General features: G+C 71.8%; 13 protein-coding genes. 12 read left to right on the plus strand and 1 reads right to left on the minus strand.

Annotation, left to right across the window (positions count from 1 at the left end; genetic code table 11):
• Nucleotides 1-194 precede the first annotated feature (194 nt).
• The 10 genes from FZ988_RS13070 to FZ988_RS13115 all read left to right on the plus strand — a co-directional run bounded on the left by FZ988_RS13070 (nt 195) and on the right by FZ988_RS13115 (nt 13,690).
• A complete protein-coding gene (locus tag FZ988_RS13070) occupies nt 195-1,868 on the plus strand; it encodes an ABC transporter substrate-binding protein (RefSeq protein WP_149204465.1) in 1,674 nt (557 codons plus the stop codon).
• A gap of 111 nt (nt 1,869-1,979) precedes the next feature.
• A complete protein-coding gene (locus FZ988_RS13075; protein WP_149204466.1) occupies nt 1,980-2,984 on the plus strand; it encodes an ABC transporter permease in 1,005 nt (334 codons plus the stop codon).
• A complete protein-coding gene (locus FZ988_RS13080) occupies nt 2,981-3,985 on the plus strand; it encodes an ABC transporter permease (RefSeq protein ID WP_149204467.1) in 1,005 nt (334 codons plus the stop codon). Before FZ988_RS13075 ends, FZ988_RS13080 begins: the two co-directional genes overlap by 4 nt.
• Before the next feature lie 53 nt (nt 3,986-4,038).
• Nucleotides 4,039-5,772, plus strand: coding sequence for a dipeptide ABC transporter ATP-binding protein (locus FZ988_RS13085; RefSeq protein ID WP_149204520.1), 1,734 nt, complete (start codon nt 4,039-4,041; stop codon nt 5,770-5,772).
• Between the two features lie 134 nt (nt 5,773-5,906).
• A complete protein-coding gene (locus FZ988_RS13090) occupies nt 5,907-6,932 on the plus strand; it encodes a 6-phosphofructokinase (RefSeq protein WP_149204468.1) in 1,026 nt (341 codons plus the stop codon).
• Nucleotides 6,933-7,225: 293 nt separating this feature from the next.
• Entirely contained in the window at nt 7,226-8,704 is a 1,479-nt protein-coding gene (gene rpsA / locus FZ988_RS13095; protein WP_149204469.1) for a 30S ribosomal protein S1, read from the plus strand.
• Between the two features lie 169 nt (nt 8,705-8,873).
• Nucleotides 8,874-9,542 carry a dephospho-CoA kinase gene (gene coaE / locus FZ988_RS13100; RefSeq protein ID WP_425457982.1) on the plus strand — a complete coding sequence of 223 codons (669 nt, stop codon included), beginning with the start codon at nt 8,874-8,876 and terminating at the stop codon, nt 9,540-9,542.
• Nucleotides 9,539-10,195, plus strand: a complete 657-nt coding sequence (gene pcp / locus FZ988_RS13105) for a pyroglutamyl-peptidase I (protein ID WP_246169486.1) — start codon at nt 9,539-9,541, stop codon at nt 10,193-10,195. Before coaE ends, pcp begins: the two co-directional genes overlap by 4 nt.
• Before the next feature lie 107 nt (nt 10,196-10,302).
• A complete protein-coding gene (uvrB, locus tag FZ988_RS13110) occupies nt 10,303-12,408 on the plus strand; it encodes an excinuclease ABC subunit UvrB (protein ID WP_149204471.1) in 2,106 nt (701 codons plus the stop codon).
• Nucleotides 12,409-12,580: 172 nt separating this feature from the next.
• The gene (locus tag FZ988_RS13115; protein ID WP_149204472.1) at nt 12,581-13,690 is read left to right on the plus strand and encodes a TerC family protein; all 1,110 of its coding nucleotides are present in this window, start codon (nt 12,581-12,583) and stop codon (nt 13,688-13,690) included.
• On the opposite strand, the gene FZ988_RS13120 is transcribed toward FZ988_RS13115, so the two are convergent.
• The gene (locus tag FZ988_RS13120; protein WP_149204473.1) at nt 13,687-14,010 is read right to left on the minus strand and encodes a YciI family protein; all 324 of its coding nucleotides are present in this window, start codon (nt 14,008-14,010) and stop codon (nt 13,687-13,689) included. The two genes, FZ988_RS13115 and FZ988_RS13120, sit on opposite strands and share 4 nt — an antisense overlap.
• Before the next feature lie 105 nt (nt 14,011-14,115).
• Between FZ988_RS13120 and FZ988_RS13125 the strand changes: the two genes are divergently transcribed.
• Both FZ988_RS13125 and FZ988_RS18570 read left to right on the plus strand, forming a co-directional pair.
• Nucleotides 14,116-15,588 (plus strand): serine/threonine-protein kinase, encoded by a 1,473-nt coding sequence (locus FZ988_RS13125; protein ID WP_246169487.1) that lies wholly within the window; start codon nt 14,116-14,118, stop codon nt 15,586-15,588.
• Nucleotides 15,585-16,136 carry a hypothetical protein gene (locus FZ988_RS18570; RefSeq protein ID WP_188079099.1) on the plus strand — a complete coding sequence of 184 codons (552 nt, stop codon included), beginning with the start codon at nt 15,585-15,587 and terminating at the stop codon, nt 16,134-16,136. Before FZ988_RS13125 ends, FZ988_RS18570 begins: the two co-directional genes overlap by 4 nt.
• Nucleotides 16,137-16,138: the final 2 nt, after the last annotated feature.

The raw sequence follows: 16,138 nt of genomic DNA on the forward strand, positions 1-16,138 counted from the left end.
AGTTTCTCCGAGTCATTGATGTCACACCCCGGTAACACTGGCGTGATCCGGGGTGGTTAGCGTCGGCCCGATCGGGCGCCGGCGGCGTCTCGAAGACGAGCGCCGCGGTCCCAAGCACGGGTACAGGCCGCTCGGACGTCAGACGCACGACCCGCACGGACAAGACACATGTTTCCGTAACGAGGGGTGATGGTGTGAGGACCTTCCTGAGGGCGACCGCCCTGACGGCGCTCGCCGGCCTGGCGCTGACCGCCTGCGCAGCGAGCGACCGCGACGCGACCGGCGACGAGACGGCGGACGGCGGCAGCGCGGAGCGCGACACGTTCATCTTCGCGGCGTCGTCGGACCCCGCGTCGCTGGACCCGGCGTTCGCCAACGACGGCGAGTCGTTCCGTGTCGCACGCCAGATCTTCGAGGGCCTGGTGGGGACCGAGCCCGGGACGGCCGACCCGGCCCCCCTGCTGGCGGAGTCGTGGGAGGTCAGCGAGGACGGCCTGACGTACACCTTCGACCTCAAGGCCGACGTGATGTTCCACGACGGCACGCCGTTCGACGGCGAGGCGGTGTGCGCGAACTTCGAGCGCTGGAACAGCTTCACCGGCGTCCTGCAGTCCGAGAGCCTCTCCTACTACTGGCAGAAGGTGAACGGCGGCTTCGCCACGAGCGACGTCGAGTCCCTCGACGGCACCGGCAAGTACGAGAGCTGTGAGGCGCCCGACGAGACGACGGCCGTCATCCACCTGCGCAGCCCGCTGCCCGAGTTCATCTCGGCGCTCTCGCTGCCGTCCTTCTCGATGCAGTCGCCCACGGCGCTCGAGGAGTACGGCGCGGACGACGTCTCGGGTGACTCGGCCGCGCCCGTGCTGCCCGAGTACGCGACGGCGCACCCCACGGGCACCGGCCCGTACCTGTTCGAGTCGTGGAGCCCGGGCCAGGAGGTCGTGCTGACGGCGAACCCCGACTACTGGGGCGAGCAGGGTCAGATCCGGCGCATCGTGTTCCCGATCATCGACGACGCGACGGCACGGCGGCAGGCGCTCCAGGCGGGCGACATCGACGGGTACGACCTCGTCGGCCCGGCGGACGTCGAGGCCCTCGAGGAGGCCGGCTTCCAGATCGTCAACCGGGAGCCGTTCAACATCCTGTACCTCGGCATGAACCAGGCCGACCCGGAGCTCGCCGACCTGCGTGTGCGCCAGGCGATCGCCCACGCGATCAACAAGGAGGCGCTCGTCGCGCAGACCCTTCCGGAGGGCACCGAGGTCGCCACGAACTTCGTGCCGCCGTCGGTCGCAGGCTGGAGCGACTCGGTCGCGACGTACGACTACGACCCCGAGAAGGCCAAGGCGCTGCTGGCCGAGGCCGGCAAGTCCGACCTGACGATCGACTTCAACTACCCGACGAACGTGTCGCGCCCGTACATGCCGACGCCGGAGCAGGTGTTCCAGTCGATCAGTGCCGACCTCCAGGAGGTCGGGATCACCGTCAACCCGGTCCCGGAGCCGTGGAACCCCGAGTACCTCGACCGCATGCAGGGCACGCCCGACCACGGCCTGCACCTGCTCGGCTGGACGGGCGACTACAACGACACCTACAACTTCATCGGCGTCTTCTTCGGCGGGACGTCCATGGAGTGGGGCTTCGACGACCCGGAGCTGTTCCAGATGATCGGTGACGCCCGGTACCAGACGAGCGTCGAGGACCAGACGGCGGCCTACGAGGCTGCGAACGAGGCGATCCTCGAGCGGCTCCCCGGCGTCCCGCTCGCGCACCCGGTCCCGTCGCTCGCGTTCAGCCCGTCGGTCCAGGGCTACCCGGCGTCGCCCGTGCAGGACGAGGTCTACAACGTGATCACGCTGGAGGACTGACCCGACGTGCGCCGGGCCCCGCGGGGTCCGGCGCACGTCACGTCGTGACCACACGCTGGGGCCGGCCGGGAGGCTGTGCTCGACCGACTGGCTGAGGAGCGGGCTCGTTCGATGATGCGTCTCGTCCTGCAGCGCCTCGCGCTGCTCGTCCCGACCCTGCTCGGCTTGTCCGTGCTGCTCTTCCTCTGGGTCCGCGCGCTCCCCGGAGGGCCGGCCACGGCGCTCCTGGGGGAGCGCGCCACACCCGAGGCCGTCGAGCGCATCAACGAGCTGTACGGGTTCGACCGGCCCGTCCTCGAGCAGTACGTCACGTGGCTCGGCCAGCTGCTCAGCGGCAACTTCGGCGTCTCGACGCGCACCCGGGTCCCGGTGCTCGAGGAGTTCCTCACGCGGTTCCCCGCGACCGTCGAGCTGACGGCACTCGCCCTCGTCATCGCCGTCGGCCTCGGCATCCCGCTCGGCTACCTCGCGGCCCGCTACCAGGGCCGCTGGCTCGACCAGACGACCGTCGCCGCGTCGTTGCTCGGCGTGACGGTCCCCGTGTTCTTCCTCGCCTTCCTCCTGAAGTTCGTGTTCGCGGTCCAGCTCGGCTGGTTCCCGTCCGCGGGCCGGCAGGACCCGGCGATGATCGCGACGCACCCGACCAACTTCTACGTGCTCGACGGCCTCCTGACGCGCGAGTGGGACGCGTCCTGGGACGCGCTCGCGCACCTGGTGCTCCCGGCCCTCGCGCTGGGCTCGATCCCGCTCGCGATCATCACGCGCATCACGCGGGCGTCGGTCATCGAGGTCCAGAACGCCGACTACGTCCGCACGGCCCGCGCGAAGGGGCTCAGACCGCCGCGCCTGCGACGCAGGGTCGTGCTGCGCAACGCGATGCTGCCCGTCTCGACCACGATCGGCCTCCAGGTGGGCCTGCTGCTGTCGGGCGCGGTCCTGACCGAGACGGTGTTCGCGTTCAACGGCATCGGCAGCTTCCTCGCGAACGCCGTGTTCGAGCTCGACTACGCCGTGCTCCAGGGGTTCATCCTCTTCGTCGCCGTCGTCTACGCCCTGGCCAACCTCGCGGTCGACGTCTCGTACGGCCTCATCGACCCCAGGATGCGAGTGCGATGACCACCGACCCGAGCGCCCAGGGCCTCATCCACGGCGACGTGCCCGGCGACGCCTCCCACGGCGGTGCGGGCGCCACGACGGCCGGACCCGGCGGCCCTGCTGCGTCCGGCGCACCGGCCGCCGGACGTCACGACGAGGGGGCGAGCATCTGGCGCCAGGCCTTGCGCCGCATGCGCCGCAACCCGGGAGCGGTGATCGGTGCCGTCATCGTCACCGCCTTCGTCGTCGTCGCGCTCCTCGCGCCCGTGCTTGCCGCCTACGGGGCGGACGCCCTTCCCGGCCGGGCGGAGATCCGGCCGACCTTCATCCCGGGGCCGTCCGACGCCTACCCGCTCGGGCTCGACCGCTACGGCGGCGACCTGCTCTCCAAGCTCATCTGGGGCGCGCGCGCCTCGCTCCTGATCGGCGTGCTGTCGACGGTCCTGGGCCTCGTCGGGGGCGCGTTGCTCGGTCTGCTCGCAGGGGCGTTCGGCGGGTGGGTCGACACGCTCACGATGCGCCTCGTGGACCTCATGCTCTCGGTGCCGTCGCTGCTCCTCGCCGTGTCGATCGCGGCCGTGATCGGCCAGTCGTCGACGGCGGTCATCGTCGCCATCGGCGTGGTCCAGGTGCCGATCTTCGCGCGCCTCCTGCGGGGCACGATGCTCGCCCAACGGGGGCAGGACTACGTGCTCGCGGCGCGGTCGCTGGGCCTCTCCCGCCGCACGGTCACCATGAGCCACATCCTGCCCAACAGCCTCGGCCCCGTGATCGTCCAGGCGACGCTCATGCTCGCGACGGCGGTCATCGAGGCCGCGGCGCTGTCCTTCCTCGGCCTCGGCGGCGGCTCCCCGACGACAGCGGAGTGGGGGCGGATGCTCACGGCCGCGCAGAGCGAGCTCGAGGTCGCGCCGCGCCTGGCGCTGTGGCCCGGCGCCCTGATCGCGGTGACCGCGCTCGGCTTCACGCTCTTCGGCGAGGCGCTGCGCGAGGCCCTGGACCCCAAGACGAGGACGAGGTGAACGCGGTGGCACCGGACCAGCCGGTCGAGGGCACGACGACCGACCACCCGGCCCTGGACGCCGGCCGGCCCGAGGGCGGCGCACGTCCGCCCGCGCAGCCGCTGCTGAGCATCCGCGACCTGGAGGTGACGTTCCGGACGCAGCACGGCTCGACGGCGGCGGTCCGCGGCGCCTCGTTCGACGTGATGCCCGGCGAGACCGTGGCGATCGTGGGTGAGTCGGGTTCGGGCAAGTCGACCACCGCGATGGCCGTCATCGGGCTGCTCGCCCAGAACGGGAAGGTGACCGGCGGCACCATCCGCTTCGACGGCACCGACGTCGCGGCGCTCGGCGGGGCGGGGGTCGCGCGCATGCGTGGCTCGCAGATCGGGATGGTCCCGCAGGACCCGATGTCCAACCTCAACCCGGTGATGCGCGTGGGGGCGCAGATCGTCGAGGCGCTCGAGGACAACGGCGTCGCCCGCGGCGGCGCGGCCCGCCGGCGCGCCGTCGCGCTCCTCGAGGAGGCGGGGCTGCCCGACGCCGAGCACCGGGCCGCGCAGTACCCGCACGAGTTCTCCGGCGGCATGCGGCAGCGGGCGCTGATCGCCATGGGCCTGTCGTGCCGCCCGAAGCTGCTCATCGCCGACGAGCCGACGTCCGCGCTCGACGTGACGGTCCAGCGCACGATCCTCGACCGGCTCGAGGCGTTGACGGCGGAGCTCGGCACGGCGGTCCTCCTCATCACGCACGACCTGGGCCTCGCGGCGGAGCGCGCCCAGCGGATCGTCGTCATGTACCGGGGGGAGGTGGTCGAGCAGGGCCCCGCCACGCAGATCCTCACCCAGCCGCAGCACGAGTACACCCGTCGGCTGCTCGCGGCGGCGCCGTCGCTCGCGTCGCGCCGGATCCAGCTCGCGAAGCACTCGGGCGCCGGCGCCGCGCTGGTCCAGGAGGACCTGCTCGCGCTCTCGAGCGACGAGTCGGACGTCACGACCGACGCGATCATCGAGGTCAAGGACGTCTCGAAGGTCTTCCGCCTGCGCGGGAAGGGGCTCCTGTCGCGCGGGACGGACTTCACCGCGGTCGACGGCGTCAGCTTCACGATCCCGCGGGGCAAGACCGTCGCGATCGTGGGGGAGTCGGGCTCGGGCAAGTCGACGGTCGCGCGCATGATGCTCGACCTGACCGCTCCGACGTCGGGCAGCATCCTCTTCAACGGTGTGGCCGTCGGCGGTGCCGACCGTGCGGCCGAGGTGCGCTTCCGCCGTCAGGTGCAGCCGATCTTCCAGGACCCGTACGCGTCGCTCGACCCGCTCTACACGATCTACCGGACGATCGAGGAGCCGCTCCGTGCGCACGGGTACGGCACGGCGTCGGAACGTCGGGCCCGGGTCCTCGAGCTCATGTCCGACGTCGCGCTCACGCCCGACCTGCTGCGGCGGTACCCGGCAGAGCTGTCCGGTGGTCAGCGCCAGCGCGTCGCGATCGCCCGCGCGCTCGCCCTCAACCCGGACCTCGTGGTGTGCGACGAGGCGGTGTCCGCGCTCGACGTCATCGTCCAGTCGCAGATCCTGCACCTGCTCGCCGACCTCCAGCACCGGCTCGGCCTCAGCTACCTCTTCATCAGCCACGACCTCGCCGTGGTGCGGCAGATCGCGGATCACGTGTGCGTCATGGAGCGGGGCCGGATCGTCGAGCAGGGGAGCGCCGACGACGTGTTCGACCACCCGCAGCAGGAGTACACGCGCATGCTGCTCGACGCGATCCCCGGCCGGGACCTGGAGCTGAGCCTGCGCGCGGGGTGAGGAGCCCGGGCCTCGCTCCTTGCCCAGGGACCCAGGGCCCGGGCCCGCGGCGCAGGGGTGGATAGGCTGGGTTCACGGGTGCGCATCGTGGCGTGGGACCCGAAGCCCATTCCGCAGATGAAGGAGTGTTACTCGTGCGCGTCGGACTTCTCACCGGTGGCGGCGACTGCCCCGGTCTCAACGCCGCGATCCGTGCGGTCGTCAAGCACGGCGAGGGCACCTACGGGCACTCGATCATCGGCTTCCGCAACGGCTGGAAGGGTGTCGTCGACGGCGACGTCCTGCCGCTCGGTCGTGAGCACATCCGCAACGTCCTGCCCGTGGGCGGGACCCTGCTCGGCACTGCCCGGTACCACCCCAACGAGGAGAACGGCGGCATCGACGCAGTCATGGCCACCCTCGAGGCCGAGCGCATCGAGGCCCTCATCTGCATCGGCGGGGACGGGACGCTCCACGCGGCGAGCAAGGTCGCCGAGGCCGGCGTCCGGATCGTCGCGATCCCGAAGACGATCGACAACGACGTCGAGGGGACGGACCTGTCGATCGGCTTCCACACCGCGGTGAACATCGCGACCGAGGCGATCGACCGCGTCCACACGACGGCCGAGAGCCACAACCGCGTCATGGTCGTCGAGGTCATGGGGCGGCACGCGGGCTGGATCGCGGTCAACGCGGGCATCGCGGGTGGCGCCGAGCTCGTCCTCGCCCCCGAGGAGCCGTTCGACATCGACCAGGTCGTCAAGTTCCTCAAGCACCGGCACCGCGCGCACGCGAACTTCTCGATCGTCGTCGTCGCCGAGGGCGCCATGCCGCGCGAGGGGGGATCGATGGACTACACGACCCAGCTCGGCAAGTACGGCGAGATCGTCGCCGGGGCCATCGGCGAGCGGGTCGCCGCGGAGATCGCCAAGCGCACCGGGTTCGACACCCGCGTCACCATCCTCGGCCACGTGCAGCGGGGCGGGTCCCCGACACCCACGGACCGGATCCTCGGGAGCCGGTTCGGCGTCGCGGCGATGGACGCGATCTCGTCGGGCACCACCTCCGTCATGACCGCACTGCGCGGCGAGCGCATCGAGCTCGTCCCGCTCGCCGAGATCGCCGGCCGCGTCAAGCACGTGCCGGCCGACCTGCTCCGGGCGGCCCAGGTCCTGTCCTGACCAGGCCAGGGCCACCCGGCTCGCGCACGGGGAGGGTCGGCACCACGGTGCCGGCCCTCCCCGTCGTCGCGCCTGCGCCCCGTCGGGTCGGCGGACGACGGAGCCGCGGAGGATGGTCGCCGGTCGAGCACGGCCCGTGCGGGCGGCGACTCGCCGCACGACCCTTTGACCCGCCTTCACGCCACGCATAAGATGTCCGCTGGTGTGGCACGTCCATGCGACGGCCCCAGCCTGAAGATCCCGTTCAATCCCTGTCCGCACTACTCCCTGTCCGCATCGGAGCTCGAAACTCAATGACCATCTCCACCCCTACGAAGTCGGCCCCGCCTCAGGTCGCGATCAACGACATCGGCTCGAGTGAGGACTTCCTCGCCGCGATCGACGCGACCATCAAGTACTTCAACGACGGTGACATCGTCGAAGGCACCATCGTCAAGGTCGACCGTGACGAGGTCCTGCTGGACATCGGCTACAAGACCGAGGGTGTCATCCCCTCCCGCGAGCTCTCGATCAAGCACGACGTCGACCCCGACGAGGTCGTCACCGTCGGCGACGTCGTCGAGGCCCTCGTCCTCCAGAAGGAGGACAAGGAAGGCCGGCTGATCCTGTCGAAGAAGCGCGCCCAGTACGAGCGCGCCTGGGGCACGATCGAGAAGATCAAGGAAGAGGACGGCGTCGTCACCGGCACCGTCATCGAGGTCGTCAAGGGTGGCCTCATCCTCGACATCGGCCTGCGTGGCTTCCTGCCCGCGTCGCTCGTGGAGATGCGTCGCGTCCGTGACCTCCAGCCGTACGTCGGCAAGGAGATCGAGGCGAAGATCATCGAGCTCGACAAGAACCGCAACAACGTCGTCCTCTCGCGCCGTGCCTGGCTCGAGCAGACGCAGTCCGAGGTGCGCTCGACCTTCCTGCAGACGCTGCAGAAGGGCCAGGTCCGTCCCGGCGTCGTGTCCTCGATCGTCAACTTCGGTGCGTTCGTGGACCTCGGCGGCGTCGACGGCCTCGTGCACGTCTCCGAGCTGTCGTGGAAGCACATCGACCACCCGTCCGAGGTCGTCGAGGTCGGCCAAGAGGTCACGGTCGAGGTCCTCGACGTCGACTTCGACCGCGAGCGTGTCTCCCTGTCGCTCAAGGCGACGCAGGAGGACCCGTGGCAGGCGTTCGCCCGGACGCACGCCATCGGCCAGGTCGTGCCCGGCAAGGTCACCAAGCTCGTCCCGTTCGGTGCGTTCGTGCGCGTCGAGGACGGCATCGAGGGCCTCGTGCACATCTCCGAGCTGGCCGTGCGCCACGTCGAGCTGCCCGAGCAGGTCGTCAACGTCGGTGACGACACGTTCGTCAAGGTCATCGACATCGACCTCGAGCGTCGCCGCATCTCGCTGTCGCTCAAGCAGGCCAACGAGGGGCTCGACCCCACGAGCGAGGACTTCGACCCCGCGCTCTACGGCATGGCCGCCGAGTACGACGAGAAGGGGAACTACAAGTACCCCGAGGGCTTCGACCCCGAGACCAACGAGTGGCTCGAGGGCTTCGAGGCGCAGCGCGAGACGTGGGAGGCCCAGTACGCGGCCGCGCACGCCCGCTGGGAGGCGCACAAGAAGCAGGTCGCCGAGGCCGCCCAGGCCGACGCGGACGCTGCGGGTTCGCCCGACACCGGTGTCTCGTCCTCGTCGACGAGCAGCTACTCCTCTGCCCCGGTCGACGAGGCAGCGGGCACGCTCGCCTCGGACGAGGCGCTCGCCGCTCTGCGCGAGAAGCTCACGGGCAACTGATCCTCGGCGCTGCGGCGCCAGGTCCACGTTCGACGGGCCGGTCACCTTCGGGTGGCCGGCCCGTCGGCGTCCGGGGCCGGTCCACGCGCCGGCGTCTCGGCCGACGCACGCCCTCAGGTCCGGCGCCGGTGCACGCACCCACGTCCGGGGGCCGGTCTACCCTGACGGGATGAGCGGACGCAGGCACGAGGTGGATGGCGGCGTGCTGAGGATCGGCCTGACCGGCGGGATCGCCGCGGGGAAGTCGGTGGTCGCGCAGCGCCTGCGCGAGCTAGGCGCGGTCGTCGTCGACCACGACGTCCTCGCCCGCGAGGTGGTCGCCCCGGGCAGCACCGGGCTGGCGGCTGTCGTCGAGGCGTTCGGCCCGGGCGTCGTCGGGCCCCTCGGCGAGCTCGACCGGGCAGCGCTCGCCGCGGTCGTCTTCGCGGACCCGCAGGCCCGCGAACGTCTCAACGCGCTCGTGCACCCCCTGGTGCGCCGCGCCGCCGATGCCCGCGAGGAGGCCGCCCGGGCGGCGTTCGCGAACGTGGTGGTGCACGACATCCCGCTGCTCGTCGAGAGCGGCCAGGCCGGGCACTTCGACCACCTCGTCGTCGTCGACGCCCCGCCCGAGCTCCGGGTGGAGCGCCTCGTGGAGGGGCGCGGGCTCAGCGAGTCGCAGGCCTGGGCGCGCCTGGCCGCGCAGGCCGACGACGACGAGCGGATCGCGAAGGCGGACGTCGTGCTCGACGGCTCCGGCACGGTCGAGGGGCTGCGTGCGCAGGTCGACGCCCTGTGGGACCGCTGGCTCGCCGAGCCGGTGCCCGCGGCGCACCACGACGACGACGGCGCCGAGTGAGCGACGCGGACCGACGGCAGGCCGTGCGTACCGTCCTCCTGACGGGGTTCGAGCCCTTCGACGAGCAGCCCGTCAACGCGTCCTGGGCGGCAGTGCAAGCCGTCGCGTCGGCGTGGGAGGGGCCCGACCGGCTCCTGACGAGGCAGCTGCCGGTGTCGTTCCGCGGCGCTCGTCAGGCGCTGCGCACGGCCGTCGCGGAGCACGCGCCCGACGTCGTGCTCTGCGTGGGCGAGGCGGGCGGCAGGTTCGCCGTCGGCATCGAGCGCGTCGCCCTGAACCTGATCGACGCGCGCATCCCGGACAACGAGGGCTCCGCACCGGTCGACGTGCCGGTGGTCGCGGGCGCACCGACGGCGTTCTTCTCGAGCCTGCCCGTCAAGGCGTGCATCCTGGCGGTGCGCGGTACCGGGGTGCCCGTCGAGGTGTCCCACTCCGCCGGCACCTACGTGTGCAACGCGACCTTCTACGCCCTGATGCACCTGCTCGACGGGCGGCCGGGCGTGCGTGGCGGGTTCGTGCACGTCCCCCGCACGCCGGAGCAGGTCGCCGACGGCCCGTCGATGGCCACGGCCGACGCGGCCCGGGCGCTCGTGGCCCTGATGCGTGCCGCCGGTGCGGACGAGGTCCGGCTGAGCGGGGGAGTCGAGGACTGACCGGGTGCGACGTGCGGTCGGGTAGCGGCTCGCGCCCGGCCCGCGTCGCCTCCCGGCCCCGGGGACTCGCGGCCGGCGATGTCGGTGGCTCGACGTACGGTTGTCGCATGCGCCCTGTGACCGACCTGCAACGCCGTGTCGCGCCCCTCGAGGTCGTCTCCGAGTACACGCCGTCGGGCGACCAGCCGACGGCGATCGCCGACCTGACGCGCCGCATCCAGGCGGGGGAGAAGGACGTGGTGCTCCTGGGCGCCACCGGCACGGGCAAGTCGGCGACCACGGCGTGGCTCATCGAGCAGCTCCAGCGGCCGACGCTCGTGATGGCACCCAACAAGACTCTCGCCGCGCAGCTCGCGACGGAGTTCCGCGAGCTGCTGCCGAACAACGCGGTCGAGTACTTCGTCTCGTACTACGACTACTACCAGCCCGAGGCGTACATCGCCCAGACGGACACCTACATCGAGAAGGACTCGTCGATCAACGACGAGGTCGAGCGGCTGCGGCACTCCGCGACGAACTCGCTCCTGACCCGACGGGACGTGGTCGTGGTCGCCTCCGTCTCGTGCATCTACGGCCTGGGCACCCCGCAGGAGTACGTGGACCGGATGGTCCACCTGAGCGTCGGCGACCAGATCGAGCGGGACCAGCTGCTCCGCCGCTTCGTGACGATGCAGTACACGCGCAACGACATGGCGTTCACCCGGGGCACGTTCCGGGTCCGCGGCGACACCGTCGAGATCATCCCGGTGTACGAGGAGCTCGCGATCCGGATCGAGTTCTTCGGCGACGAGATCGAGGCCATCCACCTGCTGCACCCGCTCACGGGTGACGTGATCCGCTCCGAGCCTGAGGTGCACCTCTTCCCGGCGACCCACTACGTGGCGGGTCCGGAGCGCATGGAGCGCGCGATCGGGAGCATCGAGGCCGAGCTCGAGGCGAGGCTCGGCGAGCTCGAGCGGCAGAACAAGCTCCTCGAGGCGCAGCGCCTGCGCATGCGAACCACCTACGACATCGAGATGATGCGCCAGGTCGGCAGCTGCTCGGGCATCGAGAACTACTCGCGGCACATCGACGGGCGCGGCCCGGGGACACCCCCGAACACGCTCCTCGACTACTTCCCGGAGGACTTCCTCCTGGTCATCGACGAGTCCCACGTCACCGTCCCGCAGATCGGTGCGATGTTCGAGGGCGACATGTCGCGCAAGCGCGCTCTCGTCGAGCACGGGTTCCGGCTCCCGAGCGCGATGGACAACCGACCGCTGCGCTGGGAGGAGTTCGTCGAGCGCATCGGCCAGACGGTCTACCTGTCGGCCACCCCCGGCGCGTACGAGCTGTCCCAGTCGGACGGCGTCGTCGAGCAGATCATCCGGCCGACGGGACTGGTCGACCCCGAGGTCGTCGTCAAGCCGACGACGGGGCAGATCGACGACCTGCTCCACGAGATCCGGGTGCGGGTGGATCGTGACGAGCGGGTCCTCGTCACCACGCTGACGAAGAAGATGTCCGAGGACCTGACGGACTACCTCCTCGAGAAGGGGGTGCGGGTCCAGTACCTGCACTCGGAGGTCGACACGCTGCGCCGCGTCGAGCTCCTGCGTGAGCTCCGCCTCGGCCAGTTCGACGTCCTGGTGGGCATCAACCTCCTGCGCGAGGGGCTCGACCTGCCCGAGGTCTCGCTCGTGAGCATCCTCGACGCCGACAAGGAGGGGTTCCTGCGTTCCGGCACGTCGCTGATCCAGACGATCGGCCGGGCCGCGCGCAACGTCTCCGGCCAGGTGCACATGTACGCGGACAAGATCACACCGGCGATGGCTCTCGCGATCGACGAGACGTCGCGGCGCCGTGAGAAGCAGGTCGCGTACAACGTGGCCAACGGGATCGACCCCACGCCGCTGCGCAAGCGCATCAGCGATGTCACGGACATGCTCGCGCGGGAGGACCTCGACACCGAGGAGCTCCTCAAGGGCGGCTACCGGAACTCCGGCAAGGGCAAGGCGCCCGTGCCGCGCGGGGCGAGCACCGCGAAGGACGCCTCACCGCGCGCCAAGCTCGCTGCCGTGCCTGCGGCGGAGCTCGCCGAGCTCATCCAGGAGCTCAGCGACCAGATGCACGGGGCTGCCGCGGAGCTGCAGTTCGAGCTCGCGGCACGCCTGCGCGACGAGATCTCCGGCCTCAAGCGCGAGCTCCGGCAGATGCAGGCCGCGACGGCCTGACCGCGCGCAGCGGTATCCTCGGACCGTTGGAGGGGAGTACTCCCGCCGCAGTGGAGCCGTCATCACGGTCGGCGTCGACGCAGACCCGGTTCCGCTGGTCCGAGCACCGCGCCACGGTGCGCCGGGCGGAGGAGACCTCCGGTACTCGTCGCTTCGTACCGGAGGTACACGCGTGGGCGTTCCGTTGTGGGTCTGGGCTGTCACGGTCGTCGGCAGCATCGCGCTCATGGTCTTCGACTTCTACGCGCACGTGCGCACACCCCACGAGCCGTCGTTCAAGGAGTCGGCCGTCTGGACAGGCGTCTACGTCGCCCTCGCCGTGATCTTCGGCGTCGCGCTGACGCTCGTGTGGGGCACCGGTCACGGAGGCGAGTACTTCGCCGGGTACGTCACGGAGAAGAGCCTCTCCGTCGACAACCTCTTCGTCTTCCTGATCATCATGACGCGCTTCGCGGTCCCGCGGATCTACCAGCAGAAGGTGCTGCTCGTGGGTGTCGCGATCGCGCTCCTCCTGCGTGGGCTCTTCATCGCCGCGGGCGCGGCCGCGATCGCGCAGTTCTCGTGGGTGTTCTACCTCTTCGGCGCGTTCCTCATCTACACGGCCGTCAAGCTCGCACGCGAGGACCACGACAGCGAGGAGCCTGAGGAGTTCCACGAGAACCGCCTCCTGCGGCTGGTCCGCCGCCTCGTCCCGTCGACGCCCGAGTACCACGGCGACCGGCTGACCGCCCGGGAGGGCGGGCGCCGGCTCGTCACGCCGATGCTGGTCGTGATGATCGCCATCGGCTCGACGGACGTGCTCTTCGCCCTCGACTCGATCCCGGCGATCTTCGGCCTGACCAAGGAGCCGTACATCGTCTTCACGACGAACGTGTTCGCCCTCCTCGGGCTCCGCCAGCTGTACTTCCTGCTCGGCGGCCTGCTGCGGCGCCTCGTGTACCTGTCAGAGGGTCTTGCGATCATCCTGGGGTTCATCGGCGTGAAGCTCGTGCTCGAGGCGCTCCACACCAACGAGCTGCCCTTCCTCAACGGTGGCCAGCACGTCGCGTGGGCGCCGGAGATCCCGATCTGGCTGTCGCTCACCATCATCCTGGGCACGCTCACGGTCGCCACCGTCGCGAGCCTTCTCAAGACCCGCCGCGACGGGCGCGCCGTTCCTGTCGCCGCCGTTCCCGTCGGCGCCGAGCCCGGGAGCGAGGTCGGCCCGGAGGAGGGCGTCCGCGCTGCGAGCGCCGTCGGGCGCCCGTCGGGGTCGGCCGGCCCCGACGAGCCGACCGCCTAGCTCCAGGGACCGAAGACCGGGTTCCAGGGCCTCAACGTCCGGCGGGCGACCAGGCCCCGCCGCGCGAACGGGTCACGGTCCAGCACCGCCTCCGCGTCGGCACGTGACTCCGCGCGGAGCAGGAGGAGGGCGCCGTCGGCCTCCGCGGCAGCCTCCGGCGCTCCGGGCTCGTGGCCCTCGGTCGGCCCCGTCCAGGGCCCGCTGGCCAGCAGGGCGCCGGCCTCGAACAGCTCGGCGAGGAAGCGACGGTGCTCGGGCCGGACCACGTCACGCACGTCGGCGCGAGGGTCGTACACGTACTGGACGGCGTAGACGGTCATCCCCGCATTCTGCCGTCGGTTCACCCGCGGGGTGCCTCGTCTCGGCGTGCGGGACGCGCAGCCCCCACCTACCGTCGACGGGACGGCGAGAGCAGGTGGTCACCTGTGCGATCGATCCAGGAGCGGGAGGCGGACGCGGTGCCACAGGCAGACATGGTCCGTGGGGTCCTCCTCGACGACCGGTACCGCCTCGAGGACGTGCTCGGGCAGGGCGGCATGGCGACCGTCTACCGCGCGCACGACACGGTCCTCGGCCGCGACGTCGCGATCAAGCTCTTCCCACCGGTCGCCGAGCACGCCGAGGACGTGCTGCGCCACCAGGCCGAGATCCGTGTGCTCGGGCAGCTCAGCCACCCCGGCCTCGTGACGCTGCACGACGCCGGCTCGGCGCACGTCGGCGGGCCGTTGCGCCAGACCTACCTCGTCATGGAGCTCGTGCACGGACCCACGCTGGCCGACCGGCTCCACGAAGGTCCCCTGAGCTCCAGGCATGCGGCGCGTGTGGGGCGGCAGATGGCGGAGGCACTCGCGACGGTGCACGCGGCCGGTGTGGTGCACCGCGACGTGAAGCCCGCGAACGTGCTGCTCGTGGACCGCGACGGCACGCAGGAGAGGGCTTCTGAGGACCCCGCGCTCGCCCTGACGACGGGGCCCGTCGTCAAGATCGCCGACTTCGGGATCGCCCTGCTCGCCGACGGGGCGCGGCTGACCGTGACGGGCACCACGCTGGGCACGGCGACCTACCTGAGCCCGGAGCAGGCCGCCGGGGGCGTCGTCGGCCCCGCGACGGACGTGTACGCGCTCGGCCTCGTGCTCCTCGAGTGCCTCACGGGTCGCAAGGCCTTCACCGGGACCGTGGTCGAGGTCGCCGCAGCACGGCTGACCACGTCGCCGCAGGTGCCCACGGCTTTCGGGGCCGCGTGGGCCGAGGTCCTCTCGGCGATGACGCGGCGTCGGCCGGAGGAGCGGCCGCCCGCGGCGGAGGTCGCAGCGCATCTGGCTGCGATCCTCGACGCTCCGGTCCCGGCCGGCGACGTGCCGACGGGGGCGATGGCGACCGCGCCGTCCCCGCACGTGGCGCTCGACGCCGCTCGGCCCCTGGCCCCCACCGGCGCCCTCGACCTCACCGGGCCCGAGCCTGCCGCGCCGCCCGCCGTCACGACGGGGCGCAGCGGCGCTGCGCGGGCCGGCGAGCGGCCGGCTGTCATCCCGCCGCGCGCTGCGCCGACGAGGGCCGAGGGCGGTCAGACCGGCCGCGCGGGCAGCCCCGGGCTCCCGCCGGAGCCGACGCGCAGGTTCGCGCCCGAGGAGGTGCGGGCGACCGCGGAGCGTGCGGCGGGGGAGCCACGCGTCCGGCCGACCGCAGCGGAGCTCGCGCGCCGCGACACCCGCGGCAGGCGTCGCCACCGGGGCGCCGCCCTGGCTGCTGTGGGCGTCGTGCTCCTCGGCGCGGGGGGCCTGTTCACGGCCCGGGTCATGACCGAGGAGGCGGACCGCGGGACGCCTCCCACCTACCCCAGCGTCGACGGGACGCTCGGGGAGGCGTTGACCGACCTGCAGCGGAGCGTGCAGCCATGACGCGCGGGGAGCCGAGGGTGCACCGGCGGTGGGCGCCGGCCGCGCGGGAGCGGAGGGCGTACGGCGCGGTGGCGGCGCTGGGAGTGCTCGTCACGCTGTCGGCCTGCTCACCCGCGCTGGAGCTCGACCCGGGGGCCGCCACGGAGCTTCAGGCAGCCGTCCTCGCCGTGACGCAGGCCGCGGCCGCCGGTCGGCTGGACGAGGCCGAGACCGGCGTGTCACAGGTGCGTGAGACGCTCGAGGCGGCCGTCGATTCCGGTGCGGTCTCGGCGGAGCGGTACGGCGAGATCGACGACGCCCTGGACCGGACGGCTGCCGAGCTCGCGGCGGCGAGGCAGGCGGAGGCCGAGCGGCTCGCGGCGGAGCAGGCAGCCGCGGAGCAGGCGGCGGCCGCACAGGCGGAGGCCGACCGGCTGGCCGCCGAGCAGGCCGCGGCGGACCAGGCGGCCGCCGAGCGGGCGGCCCAGGATCAGGCGACGGGACGGGAGCAGGGTGACGAGGACGACAAGCCGGGCCCCGGCCGCGGGAGAGGGAACCAGGACGACTGACC

The sequence above is a fragment of the Actinotalea subterranea genome (assembly GCF_008364845.1).
Taxonomy (GTDB): Bacteria; Actinomycetota; Actinomycetes; order Actinomycetales; family Cellulomonadaceae; genus Actinotalea; species Actinotalea subterranea.